Annotated in this window: 17 protein-coding genes; 11 read left to right on the plus strand and 6 right to left on the minus strand. The window is 53.1% G+C overall.

Annotated features, from left to right (window positions below):
• The first annotated feature begins 6 nt into the window (after positions 1-6).
• Entirely contained in the window at positions 7-2,340 is a 2,334-nt protein-coding gene (locus PRECH8_RS13925; protein ID WP_200967716.1) for a glycoside hydrolase family 95 protein, read from the plus strand.
• 120 nt (positions 2,341-2,460) lie between these two features.
• On the opposite strand, the gene PRECH8_RS13930 is transcribed toward PRECH8_RS13925, so the two are convergent.
• Positions 2,461-3,108: a hypothetical protein gene (locus PRECH8_RS13930; RefSeq protein ID WP_200967698.1), complete on the minus strand. Its 648-nt coding sequence runs from the start codon at positions 3,106-3,108 to the stop codon at positions 2,461-2,463.
• A gap of 382 nt (positions 3,109-3,490) precedes the next feature.
• Here PRECH8_RS13930 and PRECH8_RS13935 point away from each other — a divergent pair, with 382 nt between their 5' ends.
• Entirely contained in the window at positions 3,491-4,048 is a 558-nt protein-coding gene (locus tag PRECH8_RS13935) for a family 43 glycosylhydrolase (RefSeq protein WP_200967699.1), read from the plus strand.
• Positions 4,049-4,083: 35 nt separating this feature from the next.
• Here the strand turns inward: PRECH8_RS13935 and PRECH8_RS13940 are convergent, their stop codons facing one another.
• Positions 4,084-4,746 (minus strand): hypothetical protein, encoded by a 663-nt coding sequence (locus PRECH8_RS13940; RefSeq protein ID WP_200967700.1) that lies wholly within the window; start codon positions 4,744-4,746, stop codon positions 4,084-4,086.
• 46 nt (positions 4,747-4,792) lie between these two features.
• Positions 4,793-5,182 (minus strand): hypothetical protein, encoded by a 390-nt coding sequence (locus tag PRECH8_RS13945; RefSeq protein ID WP_200967701.1) that lies wholly within the window; start codon positions 5,180-5,182, stop codon positions 4,793-4,795.
• Positions 5,183-5,608: 426 nt separating this feature from the next.
• On the opposite strand from PRECH8_RS13945, the gene lacZ reads away from it, so the two are divergent.
• The 4 genes from lacZ to PRECH8_RS13965 all read left to right on the plus strand — a co-directional run bounded on the left by lacZ (position 5,609) and on the right by PRECH8_RS13965 (position 10,513).
• Complete coding sequence (lacZ, locus tag PRECH8_RS13950; RefSeq protein ID WP_308808495.1) at positions 5,609-8,668, plus strand: beta-galactosidase, LacZ type; 3,060 nt, start codon at positions 5,609-5,611, stop codon at positions 8,666-8,668.
• Positions 8,669-9,061: 393 nt separating this feature from the next.
• On the plus strand, positions 9,062-9,229 hold the full coding sequence (skfA, locus tag PRECH8_RS13955) for a sporulation killing factor (RefSeq protein ID WP_200967702.1): 168 nt from the start codon (positions 9,062-9,064) through the stop codon (positions 9,227-9,229).
• A 305-nt stretch (positions 9,230-9,534) separates the two neighbouring features.
• Positions 9,535-10,053: a HEAT repeat domain-containing protein gene (locus PRECH8_RS13960; RefSeq protein ID WP_200967703.1), complete on the plus strand. Its 519-nt coding sequence runs from the start codon at positions 9,535-9,537 to the stop codon at positions 10,051-10,053.
• 13 nt (positions 10,054-10,066) lie between these two features.
• Positions 10,067-10,513 carry a TlpA family protein disulfide reductase gene (locus PRECH8_RS13965; RefSeq protein ID WP_200967704.1) on the plus strand — a complete coding sequence of 149 codons (447 nt, stop codon included), beginning with the start codon at positions 10,067-10,069 and terminating at the stop codon, positions 10,511-10,513.
• A gap of 72 nt (positions 10,514-10,585) precedes the next feature.
• On the opposite strand, the gene PRECH8_RS13970 is transcribed toward PRECH8_RS13965, so the two are convergent.
• Complete coding sequence (locus PRECH8_RS13970) at positions 10,586-11,818, minus strand: MFS transporter (protein WP_200967705.1); 1,233 nt, start codon at positions 11,816-11,818, stop codon at positions 10,586-10,588.
• A gap of 164 nt (positions 11,819-11,982) precedes the next feature.
• Between PRECH8_RS13970 and PRECH8_RS13975 the strand changes: the two genes are divergently transcribed.
• The 5 genes from PRECH8_RS13975 (at position 11,983) to PRECH8_RS13995 (ending at position 16,643) form a co-directional block, all read left to right on the plus strand.
• A complete protein-coding gene (locus PRECH8_RS13975; protein WP_200967706.1) occupies positions 11,983-12,813 on the plus strand; it encodes a LacI family DNA-binding transcriptional regulator in 831 nt (276 codons plus the stop codon).
• Positions 12,814-12,943: 130 nt separating this feature from the next.
• Positions 12,944-13,525, plus strand: coding sequence for a spore coat protein (locus PRECH8_RS13980; protein ID WP_200967707.1), 582 nt, complete (start codon positions 12,944-12,946; stop codon positions 13,523-13,525).
• A gap of 270 nt (positions 13,526-13,795) precedes the next feature.
• Positions 13,796-14,812, plus strand: a complete 1,017-nt coding sequence (locus tag PRECH8_RS13985; RefSeq protein ID WP_308808496.1) for a DUF92 domain-containing protein — start codon at positions 13,796-13,798, stop codon at positions 14,810-14,812.
• Positions 14,813-14,872: 60 nt separating this feature from the next.
• Positions 14,873-15,946 carry a M42 family metallopeptidase gene (locus PRECH8_RS13990; protein WP_200967708.1) on the plus strand — a complete coding sequence of 358 codons (1,074 nt, stop codon included), beginning with the start codon at positions 14,873-14,875 and terminating at the stop codon, positions 15,944-15,946.
• Between the two features lie 112 nt (positions 15,947-16,058).
• Positions 16,059-16,643: a guanylate kinase gene (locus tag PRECH8_RS13995; RefSeq protein ID WP_200967709.1), complete on the plus strand. Its 585-nt coding sequence runs from the start codon at positions 16,059-16,061 to the stop codon at positions 16,641-16,643.
• A 559-nt stretch (positions 16,644-17,202) separates the two neighbouring features.
• Here PRECH8_RS13995 and pepF read toward each other — a convergent pair.
• Entirely contained in the window at positions 17,203-18,999 is a 1,797-nt protein-coding gene (pepF, locus tag PRECH8_RS14000; RefSeq protein WP_200967710.1) for an oligoendopeptidase F, read from the minus strand.
• A gap of 299 nt (positions 19,000-19,298) precedes the next feature.
• Positions 19,299-19,466, minus strand: coding sequence for a hypothetical protein (locus PRECH8_RS14005; RefSeq protein WP_200967711.1), 168 nt, complete (start codon positions 19,464-19,466; stop codon positions 19,299-19,301).
• Between the last annotated feature and the right edge of the window lie 101 nt (positions 19,467-19,567).

Genomic DNA, 19,567 nt, shown 5'->3' on the forward strand with positions numbered 1-19,567 from the left:
GCTTCTATGCGAGGCTCTAAACGGACTTTGCCAACAGGGAAATGCAGGATCTGGTTTGACCGCGAGGCAGCGGTATGGGAAGAGGCGCTTCCGATCGGCAACGGACGGCTTGGGGGCATGGTGTTCGGCAGGATCACCCAAGAGCGGATCGGCTTAAACGAAGATTCCGTCTGGTACGGCGGTCCCCGGGACCGCAACAATCCCGACGCTGCCCGTTATCTTCCGGAGATTCGTAAGCGCTTGCGCGAGGGGCGGCTGCAGGCAGCGCAGGAGCTGGCGCGCTTCGCATTGTCCGGAGTGCCGGAGACGCAGCGCCACTACATGCCGCTTGGCGATCTCCTCCTGCAGTTTCAGCATGAAGGAGCCGCTGGCGGCGATGCGGCCGATCCCGATGCGGCGGATTATATCCGCGAGCTGGATCTGTTCAGCGGCGTGGCGACGGTGCGATATACCGTTGGCGGGATCATGTATACACGCGAGATCTTCACCAGTTATCCGGATCAGGTGATGGTCATCCGCTTAACCGCTGACCGGCCGGGCAGCATCTCAGTCACTGCCCGTCTTACGCGCGGCGATGCTAGGTACTTCGATGAGCTCGTCCGGACAGATCACCGGACCATCGTTATGAGGGGCAACTGCGGCGGCACCGGGGGCATGGACTTTCGCGCAGCATTAAGGGCAAAGGCCGAGGGCGGCAAGGCGCAGATCATCGGCGAACATCTCCTCGTGCGAAAGGCGGATCAACTGACGCTGCTGCTGGCGGCCGGCACGACCTTCCGCTTCGAGGACCCTGAGCAGGAAGTTCTGCGCATCCTGGATGCCGCTGACCAACATGAATATGCCGAGCTTAAAGAACGCCATATCACAGACTTCCGCTCGTTGTCCGAACGTTCGGTGCTGCAGCTGTCTGCGGATCCTGAGCTTGAGGCCCTGCCGACGGATGTCCGGCTTGAGCGGATGAAGCAGGGACAAGCGGATGAGGGGCTGATCGCTGTTTACTATCAATTTGGCCGCTATTTGCTGATCTCCAGCAGCCGTCCGGGTTCACTGCCGGCCAATCTGCAGGGCATCTGGAACGAGCATATGCGGCCGCCCTGGGACAGCAAATATACGATCAATATCAATACCCAGATGAACTATTGGCCGGCGGAAATATGCAACTTGCCCGAATGCCATGAACCGCTGTTCGATCTGATCGAGCGCATGCGCGAACCGGGACGGCGAACGGCACGGGTGATGTATGGAGCACGGGGATTCACCGCCCATCACAATACCGATATCTGGGCGGATACCGCTCCGCAGGACATCTATATGCCGGCGACCTATTGGCCGCTGGGAGCCGCATGGCTGTGCCTGCATCTATGGGAGCACTATCTCTATACGATGGATATTGAATTCCTTAAACAAGCCTTGCCTGCCATGGAAGAAGCGGCGTTATTCTTCGCAGATTATCTGGAAGAGACGGAAGACGGCCGGCTTGTGACAAACCCCTCGGTCTCGCCGGAGAATACCTATATCCTGCCGAACGGGGAAAGAGGGCAGCTATGCATCGGCGCTGCGATGGACAGCCAGATCTTGCATGAGCTGTTCACCGCTTGCCTTGAAGCTTACCGGATCATCGGCAGCGAGCACGAACTCCGCGGCACGTTTGAGAATATTCTGGCGCGCCTGCCTCAGCCGGCGATCGGCAAGCACGGGCAGATCCTCGAATGGCTGGAGGATTATGAGGAAGCGGAACCGGGGCATCGTCATATCTCCCACCTGTTCGCACTGCATCCGGGGAGGAGGATTACCGTCCGCGGCACGCCGGAATTGGCACAGGCCGCGCGGGTGACGCTCGAGAGGAGACTGGCCCACGGCGGCGGACATACGGGCTGGAGCCGCGCGTGGATCATTAATTTCTGGGCGCGATTAGAGGACGGTCAGAAGGCCTATGAGAATGTTTGCGCTTTGCTCGCCCATTCGACCTTGCCGAATCTGTTCGACAATCATCCGCCCTTCCAGATCGACGGCAACTTCGGCGGCACCGCCGGGATCGCTGAGATGCTGATGCAAAGCCATGCCGGAGAGATCCATCTGCTGCCGGCACTGCCTGCTGAGTGGCCCGCAGGCCGCATCAGCGGACTTCGCGCCAGAGGCGGTTATGAAATCGATCTCGAGTGGGAGGAAGATCAGCTTAGAGAGGCGCGGATTCGCAGCTTACGTCCCGGCGTATGCCGTGTAAGGGCGGCAGGCTCATTCCGGGTGTTCCACAATGATGAACCCGTAGAGGTACGCATCGCCGAAGACGGCGTCATCGAGTGGCAGGCGGCCGCCGGGGCGGAGTATGTGCTGTGTTAGGCATACGCTCTTAGTTAGATAGAAGCAATGCAAGATGCAAGAAGATAATCCGCTGCTGCGCATCGTTGATTGGCTTACGGTTTGTTCGACAGGAAGCGCAAGCGGGTTATTTTTGCTGACCTATAACAGTCCCCATAGCCAATCGATTCGCCAGATAAGGAGTGCAAGGAGAACTCCCAGCGCGATGACCAGCATGATCTGTTTCGGAGATTGATACAGGATGATCACCGTAGCGAGGAGGAGCAGAAGTTCTAACGGGTACGTGATATCCCAATACCAGAATCCTATACTAAAGGCCTGTCGAAACATCACCATGAATACGATCGAAGAGATCAATACCGCGATGAACCCCCTCCCCTTCGCATACCAGCACACCACTGCCAATATGGGTGAGAGCATCGTCATACCGATCCAGATCATCATATAGGACTTCGGATAGAAGCCGGCCACAAGCACCGTGTATAGATAGTAACTGCCCACCATTCCCGCCAGGAACCCAAAAACATGGAGAGCCGCTCTGAGGGGCGATCGGCTGTATACGGATATGGACACTGACAGGAAGATCCAGACTCCTATGCGCGAGAAGAAGTTTCGCAGATCCAGGGCTTCTAGGAAAGCAGGCAGTTCATTGCTCGGCGTTAGATCGAGCACCTTGGAGAGGATCCCCATCCCGATTCCTGCGGCAAAGATCAGCGCAGAATAGAGCATGGCGCGCGGCAGCGGCAAGCGGCGGCCGGGTCTTCGAATGCCATCCAGAAAATCTCCCATGATTTCCTCCGAACAATCAGATATGACATACCAATAAATAACAAACCATTTGTTATTATATTACGTTTGCTTGCAGGCTTCCACTAAAACATTTTGCAAACAAAACAATGGAAAATTAGACGGATTGGGTAAAAATGCATTTATTATTTCTTCTTGTCCTTATATAATTAAGTCATACGCTAATAAATTAACAATACTATGTGATTTAAAAGGGAAGTTCCCTCGCCGCCGAGGCCTTCGCACCGTTATCTTCCCCAGCGTTGGAAGCGGTTCCATCGGTGACCGCAGATTTTCAAGTTCAATGACCGCGGCGAATGGAGCCTCATCATCGACCGCTTCGCTGAAGGCAAGGGATATCTGCATCAACTGGAGGGATTGAGCTTTGAAAATCACGAACATCCGAGAGATTGAAGTGCAAGCAGCAGCCGGCAGAGAACTCTTGCTGCCGAAGACAGTGGAAGTGGAATTGGAGGGCGGGATCATCGAACGGTACCCGGTGGAGTGGGAGCAAGTGGACACCTCTCTGCTGGCTGGACCGGGGGAATTTGTCATGGAGGGTGAGATCGTCGATGATGATTACCCGAATCCTTTGATTGAACAGCGTGCCGATCCTTATGTGCTGAAGCACACGGACGGCTATTACTACTTCACGGCATCGGTGCCGGAATATGACCGCATCATCCTGCGGCGGGCCAAGACGATCGCCGGTCTCGCAGCGGCTGAAGAGAAGGTGATCTGGCGCAAACATGATCAAGGGGAGATGGGCAGCCATATCAGGGCGCCTGAACTGCATTATATCGATGGGCGTTGGTATATCTATTTTGCAGCGGGGACGGCAGAGGACAAATGGCACATCCGCCCCTATGTGCTTGAATGCGTCGATGAGAATCCGCTGACGATTATTGAACATCTATGCCCAAAAAGCTCCGCTGCCCGCTAAGCGGCGGAGCAACGGAGTTCAAGCTCCTAAAGTGTTCATCTTTCGAAGATTTCTAAGATCCTGTCGATCAAGTCATCAAGGGTTCTTCCGTTCATTGTTTTCGAAAATCCATCATCTACAGCTGATAGGACATACTGATCATCAACTATATAATACGTTCCGAATCGAGTGAAAAAATATTTACCTTCATGAACATCTTTACCTTTAGCAATTCCGGTGATTATTGACATTCCCGGCTTCAATGCTGGTTCATATCCAACGAAGGCTGCATTATAAACGATGGGGATGGTGTCTTCTACAGTTTCTCCTGCAACATGCTTGATAACTTTGAGCTCATATTGTTTAAAGCTTGCTGTTGAATTTGAAAGACCTTGGCTTTTCGCTTTATCGTCAATAACTTGATCCGTCGTTCCAGGTTTTACTAGTTCTACAGTATACTCGGGAAGTTCAGATACAACCTCGCCAATCACAACTGTTTCTGAACGTTCCATTATACTTTCAAAAGTAGGCCTATCCATGGAAGTAAAGGGGGGATCTTCATTATATGCGAGATATTCCTTTCTGAGATCCACCAATCTTTCTTGTGATAACATGTTGGGTTTATGCAAATGTTGCTGATAGATGATTATTGCGAGAATTAGAACTGCTGCTAGGAGAATAAAACTCAACACACCGAGAGTTACATGTTTTTTTAACATGATCATCACCTCTTCTCATCAATATTTATTTTTTAAGTCGTCTATGTCATGCTGACGGGGTGGATAATAACCTGCGTTTAGCGTCTTCTAATGACTCAATAGTTATACCATCGGTAGATGTCATATCACATACGCCTAGTATGTTTAAAAAAATTAAATATCCAAAACGATTATCCCAATATGATGATGTTGTTGTTGACAAGTCAACCGTGGAGGTAGAAAAAGAGACTCTATCGATTTTAACTTTTTGAGAGTATGTTGACCACATATAGGAAGCGGTTACATATTGACCCGAATAATCATCATTTAAATAATCGCCATTCATTTTCATATAGGCTTTTCCAGATTCAATGGTTGCCCATTTTAATGGAATAGGTGTTCCATTAGGAGGCGTCCCTTCGTAGAAGATTTCATGTGCACTTACGGGCAACGCCATTAAGTAAAATAACTAAGGAGCAGAAAAGAAAAGGCTGTAAAATTCTTTTCATATCGAGACAACTCCTTTCAATAATATGAATATTTACTCACTCGTCGTAGATATAATAACATTATATTGAAAAAAATGTCGATAGATTCTTGGGATTATATAGATTAATTTACATAAGAAGATGCTAGATAACCTCATTTTATACGAAATTTAGGATAGAACCACCAGAATCTATCTGATTTTTAAAATTTTATCCGTTTTTTCGTACAAAACTGCTTTTCCGCACCATGGAATCGGGATTATCGACTCGACCATCTAAGAAAAACATGGCGTGTGCTGCTCGCATCACGATGGAAGAATACGAACGAATCAAAAATTGGGACTTCCCCAAACGGCAGGCGGAGAGTCCCTGCGATAGAAAGAGGTTGATCTGCTGTGAAAAAGAAATGGACCTATCAGCCGCCGGCGAACGGGTATCCGGAATGGAACAATAATCCGGAGATCTTCGAACTGAACCGCATGGAGCCCCATGCCTCCTTCACACCTTACGATACGGTGGATGAGGCGCTTGCGGGCAAGCGCTGGCAGTCCCGTCGTATCATGAGCTTGAACGGCACATGGCGCTTCGCCTTCGCGCCGAATCCGGACAGCCGGATCAAGGATTTCTATAAGATGGACTACGATACAAGCGGATGGGATGAGATCACCGTTCCCGGGAACTGGCAGCTGCAGGGATACGATTACCCGCAGTATACGAATACAGAGTATCCATGGAGCCGCAAGGATAAGATCAAACCGCCTTATGCACCGACGAACTATAATCCCGTCGGCTCCTACGTTCGCACCTTCCGCATCCCCGAATCCTGGGGGGATGATCCGGTCTTCATCAGCTTCCAGGGCGTGGAGTCGGCCTTCTATGTGTGGCTGAACGGAGAGTTCGTCGGCTACAGCGAGGACAGCTTCACGCCGGCGGAGTTTGATCTGACGCCGTATCTCCAAGAGGGCGAGAACAAGCTGGCCGTAGAGGTGTACCGCTGGTGTGACGGGAGCTGGCTGGAGGATCAGGATTTTTGGCGGTTGTCGGGGATTTTCCGGGATGTCTTCCTGTATTCGCGTGCGCCCGTGCATATCTATGATACGAAGATCCTCGTGGATCTGGACGAGGAATATCGGGATGCGGAGCTCACGGTGCGGACGAAGGTGCTGAAGTATGCCAATATACGTTCACAGGATGTCACCTTGCGCATCGCGCTCTATGATGACCAGCGGCAGGCGGTGCCCGGCGTACAGGCGGAGGCCAAGATTCATCTGAACGGCTCGGATCTCCACGAAGTGGAAGTGACCATCCCCGTGCCGAATCCGCGGAAATGGAGCGCGGAAGATCCGAATCTGTATATCTGTGTGCTGACGTTAACGGACGGATCCGGGAATCTGCTGGAGGCGATCAGCCAGCGGGTCGGTTTCCGCAAGTTCGAACTGAGGGACGGGCTGATGAAGCTGAACGGCAAGCGCATCGTCTTCAAGGGCGTGAACCGGCATGAATTCAACTGCCGCACGGGGCGGGCGATCAGCTGGGAGGATATGGAGGCGGACATTCGCCTGATGAAGGCCCATAACATCAATGCCGTGCGGACTTCCCATTATCCCAATCATCCATATTGGTATGATCTCTGCGATGAATACGGGCTGTATGTGATCGATGAGACGAACCTGGAGACCCACGGGCTGTGGCGCTATGGGCAGAAGGCCCTCGAGGACACGATCCCCGGCTCGCGGCCGGAATGGACGGCCAATGTGCTGGACCGCGCGAAGTCGATGTATGAGCGGGATAAGAACCATCCCTCCATCCTGCTCTGGTCGCTGGGCAATGAATCCTTCGGCGGGGATAACTTCCTTAAGATGCATGAATATTTCCACTCCGAGGACCCGACCCGTCTCGTGCATTATGAAGGGGTGGTCCATTGGCGGGAGAGCGAGGCCGCTTCCGATATCGAGAGTCAGATGTACACGCGTCCGGACCAGCTGGAATGGTTTGCACGACATAACACGCGCAAGCCGATCATTTTGTGCGAGTACAGCCATGCCATGGGCAATTCCTGCGGCGGTCTGCACAAGTATTGGGAACTGTTCGACAAGTATCCGATCCTCCAGGGCGGATTCATCTGGGACTGGATTGATCAATCGCTGATCGCGAAGACGGAGGACGGGACGGAATATTTCGCCTACGGCGGGGATTTCGGCGAGGAGCCAAACAGCGGCAACTTTTGCGGCAACGGTCTTCTCTTTGCGGACCGCAGCATCACGCCGAAGCTGTATGAGGTCAAGCGCTGCTATCAGAATATCAAGTTCAGCGCTAAGGATTGGCACAAGCAAACCTTCAGTGTGAAGAACGAACATCTCTTCATCGGCCTCTCCCGCTATGTCCTGTGGTGGGAACTGCTTGCAAACGGAGAACCGATCCAGCGCGGCGAACTTAAAGTCGATGCGGCACCCGGGGAAGAGGCGGTTGTGCACATCCCTTATAACTGCCCGCAGGGCAGCACGGCCGATCAGGAGATGGTGCTGACGCTGAGCCTCGTTCAGCGGGAGGATGCGGACTGGGCGCCGCAGGGCCATGAGGTCGCCTTCGAGCAGTTCATCCTGCCGATGCTGGGAGAGGCGGAGGTTGTGGAGCAGCCGTGTCCTGAGGAGGCAGCAGGACCGCTGGGCGTCCAGGATACAAGCGAGGAATGGATCATCACCGGCGACGGCTTCAGCCTCGTCTTCAACAAAGCATCTGGTGCGCTCACCTCTTATGCGGTGCACGGCAAACAGCTGCTTCGCTCGCCGCTTATCCCGAATTTCTGGCGGGCGATGACTGACAATGACCGGGGCAACAGGCTGCATGAGCGCAGCGCGGTGTGGCGGGACGCGGGCGAAAGGCGCGTGCTGCGCAAGCTGGCGCTGCAGAAGAGAGCGGGTCATGTGCGGGTGCATACCGTTTACAGTCTGCCTTCAGCCGGAGATTCGCTGTGCACGCTTGTGTATGACATCTATGCGGATGGGCGGATCGAATTGGATTATGCCCTGGATCCGGCAGCAGGGATGCCGGAACTGCCGGAAGTGGGCCTGCTCTTCGCGATGGACGGCGCCTTCGATACGCTGTCCTGGTATGGCAAAGGGCCGCATGAAACCTATTGGGATCGGCAGCTGGGAGCGAAGCTCGGCCGCTACACCGGCAAGGTCGCGGATCAGCTCATGCCTTATCTTCGCCCGCAGGAAAGCGGCAATAAGGTGGAAGTGCGGGAAGCGTCGATCACCGATGCGGCCGGCAGCGGGCTTAGGATCACAGGCCAGCCGAAGTTCGAATGGAATGTGCTGCCGTATACCCCTTGGGAACTTGAGGAGCATGATCATGGGTATAAGCTGCCCGCAAGCGATAAGAGCGTCGTGCGCATCATCGCTCATCAATCCGGCGTCGGCGGAGACGACAGCTGGGGGGGCGCGGCCGCATGAGGAATATACCTTGCCAGCCAACCGCGTCTATCGCCTGAAGGTGACGCTGGCGGGGGTGTGAATGGAAGAGAACCTGTCCTCTTAAGAGGCAGGTTCTTATTTCGTTTTCATGGACGTCTGCTATAGGGGGAAAGTCCTGAGTGCCAGCTGACGAATACCCGATGCGCGAAAACAAGTCCAAATCCGTAAAGAATAGTACTTATGATTCGACACGATCATTGGATTTTCATATAGGACTGAGCATGGAGCTGCTCGAATCTTGTCTTGCATAAAATAGATTATTCTTCCTATTTATTACTGAAAATGCCAATAGTATATTTACAGATAGAAGGAAGTTAAATAGAGTGAAAAAAATAGGTTCGATGATAATCACAATGAAAGGGGGTGTTGATGATGAGCCTGAACAACAAGCAATGGGAACCTGCTGCGAAGAAGAGCCTTCTGAAGTCGGCGGGCACTGGACTCGTAAAGTCTGCAGGCTGCATGGGATGCTGGGCAGCGAAGAGCATACCGATGACCCGTGTATGTTGGCTGCCGCATCCGGTTATGCGAGCGACCTAATGTTGATCATAACAATCTGCTTTGGGAGCGGCTATGCCGTTCCCATCCCAATTCTGACAAGGGGGCGAATCCGATGACAGATCTGCTGCAACAGGATCCACTGAAACCTGAATTAACGGTGCATCTGCAGCCGCACAGTGCGATCATCCTCGACCGCAAGAGCATGTACTATGGCTGACTGCGATTGTGGTTTGCATGTTGGGGCTCACTTGGTGGGTCTCTGCATATGGATACAGGAGAAGAACGGCCTTGGCCCTGGTGTTTACGGGCGCGTGTTTGATGATGTTGTTGCAGGGGTGGATAGCATGAAGGACAATCAATCGGAAGTATCCTTATCGCTTCAGAAGATCGCAGGCTCTAATGATCATATGCAGGTCGCAGCGGCGATGAGGGAAGTAAAACGATCCGGGAAAGATGCGCTGCCGGTGCTGATGGAAGCTTTGCACGGGGATGATCCGCTGCTCCGTGACATTGCTTGCGCGGTGCTGGGTGAGCTGGGCCCGGATGCAGCAGAAGCAGTGCCGAGATTGATCGAGCTGCTCCATATGGATGCCGAAGAGACGAGGATGGCGGCAGCACTCTCTCTTATGCGGATCGGCGCTGACAGCCTGCCTCTGTTGAAGGTGACGGCTGAACAAGGTGCTGGTCTGTCCAGATTTTGGGCGTGCTGGGCGATCGCCTGGCTGGATCCATCGTTATTGACATCCGAGATGATCACTTGTCTGAAAGCTGAGCAAGAACAGCCCACAAGTGCTGTTACGCCTTTCGCGGCGACGGAGGCGATCTGCAAGGTGATCGCTTGGCAGTTGAAAGAAGCAGACTGAGGTGGTGTGATGAATGGAAGCAGGACAGAAATTTCCGGATTTTCCGGAACATCTCGTATGGCTGAACGTTGCTGAGCAGGAGCAGGACACCTGGATCAGCCCCGGCTGCAGGTATTATCTGTTCTATTTTTGGTCGCTGGAATGTCCCGCTTGTCAGATGATCTGTCCGAGTTTGATCAAGCGCTGCGATGATCCAGCTAAGGTTCTGAGCATCTTCATCCATGTGCCGTTGTATGAAGGTGAGAAGTCCATTGAACGGGTCAAGGAGAAAGCGGTCAAGATGGGCGTCGCAGCACCGATTATTCTAGACCATCAATATGAAATGGCGTCCTTGTTCGGCGTTCAAGGCATCCCCAGCCTGTATCTGTTTGATCAGGAACGCAGGCTGATCTATGCCGGAATGGGGGAAGATGGGTATCATACTGCGATCCAGCATATCGATCATGCGACAACTGCATAGTAAGCGAACGGTCCGCGCTGTGGACAATTCGCAGGCGGCAGGCTGCTTGTTTAGGAAGCAGCCTGTTTGTGGTCATTGCCGACTCTGCTCAGCTGCATGATCTGCATGATCGTTGCCCAGATGACCGATGATGGCGCGGCTCCCCCAGATTGCGTTAAGCAGCATTAGGACGGCGGATAAGAGGAACAGGCCGCGGATGCCCACCCAGATGGAGAGCACACCGCTGATCGACGGCCCGATGAGATTGCCGAGGCTTAAGAAGGATTGGTTGAAGCTGAAGGCCCGGCTGATCATCGTATCAGGTACATTGCGCCGGATGAGAGCATTCACGCTGGGCATGAGGCCGCCGATGAACAAGCCCTGCAGGAAGCGAACGATGAGCAGCTGCCAAACATTATGTACGAAGGCTTGCGGAATGAAGGACAGACCGGTGCAGATGAGAGAGATGCGCAGCACCTTCTCCGAGCCGAAGCGGTCTCCCATTCTGCCCAGGATGGGTGCGAAGATCACATTCGAGAATCCGCTGATGGAACTGACGAGTCCTGCATAGAAGGCTAGACTCGGTACTGGACCATGCATCTCTTCGATGAAGACCGGCATGAGCGGCATCGTGCCTGTCAGCGCTAACTGTGTAATGAACGTAACGGTGTACATGGCGGGGATTCCGCGGAAAGCGATGATCTGACGGAAACCGGCCAACACCGATACATTCGGTTCTTGTTTCGCCTTTTCGACGTCGAACTTCTCGCGTACGACCAGCATTGTCAAGGTTGTGGCTGCTAGCAGCAGGGAGCCTGTGATGAAGAAAATGGTGCGGAAACCGAATTGGTCGGCCAGGAGTCCGCCGATAAAGGGCCCGATGATGGAGCCTGATACGGCACCGGATTGCAAGGTTCCAAGGGCGAATCCGCTTTTCTCCTTGGGGGTATTGGTCGCTACTAAGGCGTTGGCAGCCGGGATGAAGCCCGAGATGGTCCCGTTAAGCAGCCGCAGGATCAAGAGGTGCCAGACATTGGTCGATAGTCCCAAGAGGATGTTGACGATCGCCATGCCGAAACCGCTGCGCAGCAGCATGATCTTACGGCCATAGCGGTCGGATAGCTTGCCCCAGATCGGCTGGAATAGAAAGGCTGTGACGAAATTAGCAGAGAATACAAGTCCGGCCCATACGGAGATCTCATTGGGATCAGTGACGCCTAATTCTTTGATGTACAGAGAGAGAAAGGGAAGAACCATGGACATGCCCGACATCTGCAAGAAGGTCCCGACCCACAGGACACCTAGATTGATTTTCCATCGTTCCATATATTTTCTGTCATCTCCATCGTGGCTATAGTGATTCGTGCTTCGATTACAAGTTCATATTGCTATATTATAACACAGCGATTCATTGATTATCGTCAAGAATCAGGTACAATGAGGTACAATGGGAGGCATCACCATGTATGAGTATGGGGAGGGATAGAGGGATGGGTCGGACAGGGCAGATCGCGATTCTAGTGAATCATCTGGGCAACCCGTTCGAGGCATCGCTTGTATCCAAGGTCGAAGCGGAAGTGCGAGAGCGCGGATACACGCTGCTGCTTCACACCTATCGATCTGATTTGGAACAAGAACTCGCGGCGATGCTTGCCAACCGGATCGACGGCCTGATCTTGCTTGGCCAGACGCTGCAGGATACGACGGTTGTGATGCTGCAAGAGCGGTCGATTCCGATTGTATCCCTGCTAAGGCCGGCTTGGGATCACAACGGGATCGAACATGTGGATCTGGACTGGCTGCAGGTCATGCGGAAGACGATCGAGTATCTGCAGTCCAGAGGGCATCATCGGATCGGGTTCATGGCGAACGGCAATCCCGCACATTATCACACCCATCGGTTGTCGGCTTTTATCCAGGCGATGAAATTATGCAAAGCGGAGTTCCAGCATGACTATGTAATCAGCGGCGGAGGCACGTATCTCAAGGCGTATGACGCGATGGAGCGGTTTCTGAGGAGCAGGGACTTGGCGTTCACGGCCCTGGTCTGTGCGAATGACCTGATGGCGATCAGCGCGCTGGCTGCCTGCCGCAACAACGGCGTGCGTGTTCCAGGGCAGCTGGCGATCATCGGCTGCGAAGACATCCTGATGTCCTCGGAGACCAATCCGCCCTTGACAACGATCCGATACACACGGGATACGCTGGCACAAGGCGCCGTCCGGCTGCTGTTCGCGAAGATAGACGGCGGTGAAGCGGGCATCCCGAAAGCGGACATCCCGCAAGTTGAGGGTTACTTGCTCATCCGCTCTTCGGGATAAAGCTCCTACGCGGGTGTCTGGTGCAAGTGTCTGGCGCAGGTAAGCATCGGCGGACTGCAGCACATAATTCGCAAGCGGATCGTCCATCTTATGGAGGAAGTGATCCACAATTTGCGAAGGAGTGTTGAAGATGCCGTTCGGAGCACACGAAACGATGGAAGTCCATGAGATCTTAAATGAGAAGATCAATATGATCAACCATTTTGCCTGGTATATGCAGAACTGCCAGGACCCGCAGCTGCGCAATATGATCGAGCGTCATATGCAGACGATCGTATCGTCCTATGATGAATTGGTCCACTATACCCATGACTATTCCAGAGCGCGGCCGCAGGCCTACGGCATGCCGCATACGTCGCCGCAGCAGATCAACTATGGGCTGGACCATCCGAGCAGCAAGGCGCCTAATCTGCATGGTCAATGGAATGACACGATGATCGCATCGGCGGTGCTGTGCGCCCATAAGAACTCTGCGAAGAATCACATGATGGCATCGCTGGAAATCGCTGATCCGAATATCCGCCAGATGTTGGTGAACGGCGCGGTATCCTGCAGCAATCAAGCGTATGAAGTCTTCCGATACATGAATGAGCGCGGGATCTATCAAGTGCCGAAGATGAATGATCATACAGCGAAGACCTTCCTCCATACCTATCAACCGGCGATGCAGCAGATGAACCAAACGTTGAATCAACAACCGCAGCTGTATTGATCTCTACTCAATGCATATAGGCTTGAGCTCTAAGCTGCCCTTCATTATTCGAGGGCGGCTTTGTTTATTCCACATATTTGCTTTCAGACGACAAAATCAAACAAAAGATCCCAAATAAAACGCTTACAACGATCTTTTAAATCCCCTATCATTTCCTATACAATAGAATAGAAACACATAACCCTAAGAACAGCGGCTCTGCTCGCAAGATGAACGGAGTGCGGGAGCGGATTCAGGGTTCCATGGCTTGCGCGGCATGCCAAAGCCGCAGTGATTCATCTAGGAAGGGAAGAAGGTACATATGCGGATTGGACAAGATTTGGCCGGGCGGAGCGGACGATGGGTAGTTTGATGATTCGTTTCGCCATCGGTTTAACTGGCAGCTTGGTCATCGCGCTGTTGGCCTATTGGCGGCGATCGCTGAGCGGATCAGGAGCTGCGGCGGCGGTGGTGTTGGGGACGGCGTTGTATACATTGACCACGTTAGCCTGGTATGGGGCGTTGATTGCGTTTTTCGTAAGCTCAACGGTATGGTCCAAGGTGAAGCGCGGCCATAAGGCAGAAGCAGAGCGGCACTATGCGAAGGGCGGCCGGCGGGATGCCGGACAAGTTGCTGCCAATGGCGGCATCCCCCTGCTGATGGCCGTCGGCTGGACCATCTTCCCACATCCGGCTTGGTGGTACGCATATTTGGGTGCTTTGGCCGCGGTTACCGCCGATACCTGGGCAACGGAACTCGGCGCCCTCAGCCGCAGGAAGCCGCGTTCGATCATCACGGGCAAACGGGTGGAGCCGGGGACCTCGGGCGGAATAACCCTCTTCGGGCTTGCCGCTTCCTGTGCAGGCGGCGCCTTCATCGGCGTGACCGCCTATGGGTTGGCGTTGTTAAGCGGTGAGGCAGCGAGCAGCATCGGTCTAAGCGAGGGCATAAGCATGGGTATGGCCGTGAGCGCAAGCGAGAGCACGAGCATGAGCACAAATATGAGCATGAACATGAGCATGAACATAAACGGTCTTGCAGGGTTCCTCCCAGGCTTGCTGCTCCTTCTGATCTGCGGGCTTGCAGGTTTGATCGGCTCTCTGTTTGATTCTTTCCTCGGAGCAACGGTGCAGGCTGTCTATCGCTGTGCGAGCTGCAAGAAGCTTGTTGAGAGGGATATACACTGCGGCCGGCCTGCGGCACATGTCAGAGGCGTCCCATGGATGGGGAACGATCAGGTCAATGCTGCCGCCGGCATATGCGGAGCAAGTGCCGCTGTACTGATCGCTTGGCAGCTCGCCTTATAGTCTTATCGCGTAAGTCTGAATACAAGTCTGAATACAACATGCTGAAAGGAACGATACAACATGGATCAACGTACACAAGATTTGTTTCGAACATTAACGGAGCTGGCCGGCCCTTCCGGTTTTGAACATGAGGTTCGGAATTATGTGAGGGAACGGCTGCAGCCGGTGAGTGATGAGATCATCTATGATCGGCTCGGCAGCATCTTCGGCGTTCGCCGCGGCGATCCGCAGGGTCCGAAGATCATGGTAGCCGGACATCTCGATGAAGTCGGATTCCTCGTAACCGCCGTTACGGAGAAGGGATTGCTGAAGTTCCAGACCCTGGGCGGCTGGTGGAGTCAGGTGCTGCCGGCGCAGCGGGTGGAAGTCATCACGGAGCAAGGGCGCATTCCCGGTGTGATCGGTTCGATTCCGCCGCATCTGCTGGACGAAGGACAGCGTAATAAGCCGATGCCGCTTGAACACATGTACATCGATATCGGTGCTGATTCCCGGGAAGATGCGGAGCAGTTAGGTGTTCGTCCGGGATTGCCGGCGGTTCCCGTATGCCCGTTCACGCCGATGGCTAATCCGAAGAAGATCATGGCGAAGGCTTGGGATAACCGCTACGGCGTCGGCTTAGCCATCGAGCTCTTGGAAGCCGTGAAGGATATTGAGCTGCCGAACCAGCTCTACGCCGGTGCTACCGTACAGGAAGAAGTCGGCCTGCGCGGCGCGGAGACAGCGGCCAGACTGATCAATCCCGATCTGTTCTTCGCTCTTGATGCGTCTCCGGCCAATGACACAGGCGGCGATCCCAACGCTTTCGGACGGCTGGGGCATGGCGCGCTGTTGCGGATCTATGACCGCACGATGGTGACGCACAAGGGCTTGGTGGATTATATCCGCGATACGGCTGAAAGCCACGGCATCCGCTATCAATACTTCGTCTCCGCAGGCGGAACCGATGCGGGACGCGTGCACCTGAATGGAATCGGTGTGCCTTCCGCTGTAATCGGTATCCCGGCAAGATATATTCATACCTCGGCCTCGATCATCCATACCGATGATTATGATGCGGCGAAGGAACTGCTGGTGAAGCTGGTGACGAATATGGACCGGACGACCTTTGAAACGCTGATCAATTATGCCTAAATCAGTAAAAAACATCTGGAAAACATCTAGTAAATTTTAGATTTCTCACATATTATAGAAGTAACCCTCGAATCCGCTACCGAAAATATTCCAGGAAAGGAAGGTCGATGCCATGAATGGTCAAGGGCAAGGGATGATCTTCGTGTTTACCGGACCCGATGGGTCCGGCAGGAAGACGATCGCTGATATGGTAGGTTCCACGCTGGGCATGACGAAAGTGCTGTCCTATACGACACGCAAGCCCAGGGCTGGGGAAGCACCCGGCCAAGATTACTATTTCATCAGTGAGGAGGAGTTCGCACAGGCGGAAGCGCGCGGTGAATTTGTCGAAGCGGTGGAGATCAACGGCGTGCGCTATGGGATCAAGGAAGCTGAGATCGACGAGCTGTTCCAGAAGAAGAAATTCATCTATCTCATCCTGAACGCCCAGGGGGCCAAGATCCTTAAGGATAAGTACGGCGATCTGGTCACCCGGATCTTCATCTACATCGACAAGGAACTGGTGGTCGAACGCCAACGCAAAGCCGGTGCTTCAGAAGAACTCATCCAACAACATCTTGCCCATTATGACGAGGACATGTCTTACAAGGACGAGTGCAAATATTCCTTCGAGAACCTTGACTTGGCCCACACGGTGTTTGCAGTCTCGAATATCATCGACGCTTATATGAACCGCGGCCTTATAGAAAAAGACTAACTGCGCATCTGAGTATCTTGGCTGCTGAGCAGCAAACCGGTCAAGAAGCCCATCATAAGTTTCAATCATAAATTTGTCAGGATATCCATGAAGTGATTTCATCTTCGTGATGGGATTGCTTCATGAATATCCATTGTTGTTGGAACAGGTCCCGTTGGGGCTTTATTTTTTTGCGAAGATTTCTCCCTTCACCGCCTTTTCATCATTATCCCCTTCACTCAGGAAGGGGGCGGGATGAATGCGTTTATGGCGTTGCTCCTATGCTGAGTCGATACAAATTATCGTCTCAGCATCGTGTGAGCGCCGCTCCTGTGCTGAGTCGATAGTAAATGTCGTCTCAGCTCATGTGAGCACCGCTCCCATGCTGAGTCGACACATTCTATCGTCTCAACGCAACGCTTGGCTGACTCACCTGTTTCCTCTCACTCACTACTCTGCCCACTGCCTTGCTCACCGCCATACCCGACGCCATTGCCCTGCAGGCATGCGATGCTTCTCCCGCACACATAAAGGGCTGTCCAACAGTCACTCATCACTGACTTATCGGACAGCCCCTTGGTTATTTCGCTTGTACCAGTTGTTCCATCTCCTCGATCAGCTCTTGGAATACGCTCATCGCTTGCTGGATTGGTTCAGGTGTAGACATATCGACGCCGGCTCGCTTCAAGATATTGATCGAATAATCGCTGCAGCCGCTCTTGAGGAATCCTTTGTAGCGCTCCACCGCCGGTTCTCCTTCGTCAAGGATCTGCTTGGCGAAGCTCGCCGCAGCAGCGAAGCCGGTCGCATATTTGTATACATAGAAGCTCGAGTAGAAGTGCGGGATGCGCGCCCACTCCATCTCGATCGCCTGATCGACAGTCATCGCAGGGCCGTGGTATTTCTTGTTCAGATCATAATAGATCTCGCAGAGCAGCTGCGGCGTTAGGGACTCTCCCGCCTCCGCCTTCTCATGGATGATCTTCTCGAACTCAGCGAACATCGTCTGGCGGAATACCGTAGTGCGGAATTGATCCGCATAGTAAGTGAGGAGGTACAGCTTCTCCTTGTCGTCCGTTGATTTGTTAAGCAGATAGTCCATCAACAGCGCCTCATTAAGCGTTGAAGCCACTTCCGCCAGGAAGATGGTGTACTGTGCATTACGGTAGGTTTGATTTTGGTCCGAATAATAGGAATGCAGCGCATGACCCATCTCATGTGCCAAGGTGAACATGCTGTTCAAGTTGTCCTTATGATTCAGAAGGACATAGGGATGCGTACCGTATGCGCCCCAGCTGTATGCGCCGCTGCGCTTGCCTTCGTTCTCGTAGACGTCGATCCAGCCTTGATCGAAGGCCTCCTGCAGGATGTTCAAGTACTCTTCGCCAAGGGGCTGCAAGCCTTCCTTAACGGTTTGCTTCGCTTCCTCATAGGTGATCTCCATATCGAACTCTTCAACGAGCGGGACAAAAAGATCATACATATGGAGTTCATCCAGTTTGAGCAGCTGCTTGCGAAGTTCCAGATAGCGATATAGCAGCGGCAGATGCTCATGAATCGTATCGATCAGATTCGTATAGACTTCCTTCGGGATATTGTCATGGGACAGGGACATCTCCAGAGCCGAAGGGAATTTGCGAACTCTGGAATAGAAGATGTTCTTGGTTACATTGGCATTCAGAGTAGCGGCCAGGGTGTTTTTGTGCTTCGCATAGGTGGAATACATCGCGTCAAAAGCGTTCTTGCGCACTTCGCGGTTGCGGCTCTCCAGGAATTGGATGTACCGGCCGTGGGTTAATTCCACTTCTTCGCCTTTGTCGTTTTTGATGGTGGGGAACTTCAAGTCGGCATTGTTGATCATCGCGAAGATCGTGCTCGGCGCTTGCGCGATATTGCCCACTTGGGCCAGCAGAGCTTCCTCACTCTTGCTTAAGACGTGGGGCTTCTGGCGTTTCATCTCTTTGAGCGTCTGCTTATAGGGTGCAAACTCGGGATCGGCGATCAGCGCATCCAACGCCTCATCCGACAGACTGAGCACCTCCGGCGTGATGAACGATGTCGCTTCACTGACTTCCACGCTCAGCTTCTTCGCTTTGTCGGACAGGGCTTGATAGGTCGGATCTGCCATATTCTCATGATGGCGCATGTTCGCATAGACGTACAGCCGCTCGGTATGTAAAGAGATCACATCTTCTAAGGCAAAGCACATCTTCAGCATCTTGGGATCATGAAGCTTGCCTTGGTATTGCGCGAGTTCCTGCATCTTCGCTTTGACTTCTTCATATTCCTTGTCCCAGGCTTCTTGGTTCTCGAATAGATCTTCCAATCTCCACTGATGTTCTTTCGGAATCTCATGTCTTTTCGGTAGACTGCTCATCGGAATCCTCCTTTTAAGAATGATGTGAGGGAAATGCGTGTGTTTGGAATTGGCGTGAACGGCATCTGCATGCAGAACTTCGGCCTGTACAATGTCTGTATACAGAATGTCGGCCTGTAAAGCGTCTGCTTGTACACCTTGTATACGATCCGCGCGTCCCGCGCCGTGATGATCCCATCGGAAGCTTGTCGGCATGATGGCGAGTATGACGAATAAGACGAGCAAGGATAAGAAAGCACGATGCATGGCGGTCACCTTCAATACCAGTTTCCACCTATTATGACCGCCACGCTGGGGGATTATCCTGCCGTCATGAAGCGGGCGATGACCATCACGAAGGCGGCGGCGATGAGGAATACAGCAGTGACGGCCAAGGGCCGGCGCAGGCGTTCCGGTATGCGTTCGCGGTTCATGATGAGGACACCGCCTAATACGAATGCGACGATCGTGAATACGGCCAGTTCCATCGTACAACCTCAATCCTTATCATATTCATTCTCTATTAGGTTAGCACATGTTGGCATAAAGTTCGAGAGCGGTGCTGGAAAGGTGTGTGTCAAGCAATTGT

Origin of the sequence: Insulibacter thermoxylanivorax (genome assembly GCF_015472005.1) — a bacterium.
Classification (GTDB): domain Bacteria; phylum Bacillota; class Bacilli; order Paenibacillales; family DA-C8; genus Insulibacter; species Insulibacter thermoxylanivorax.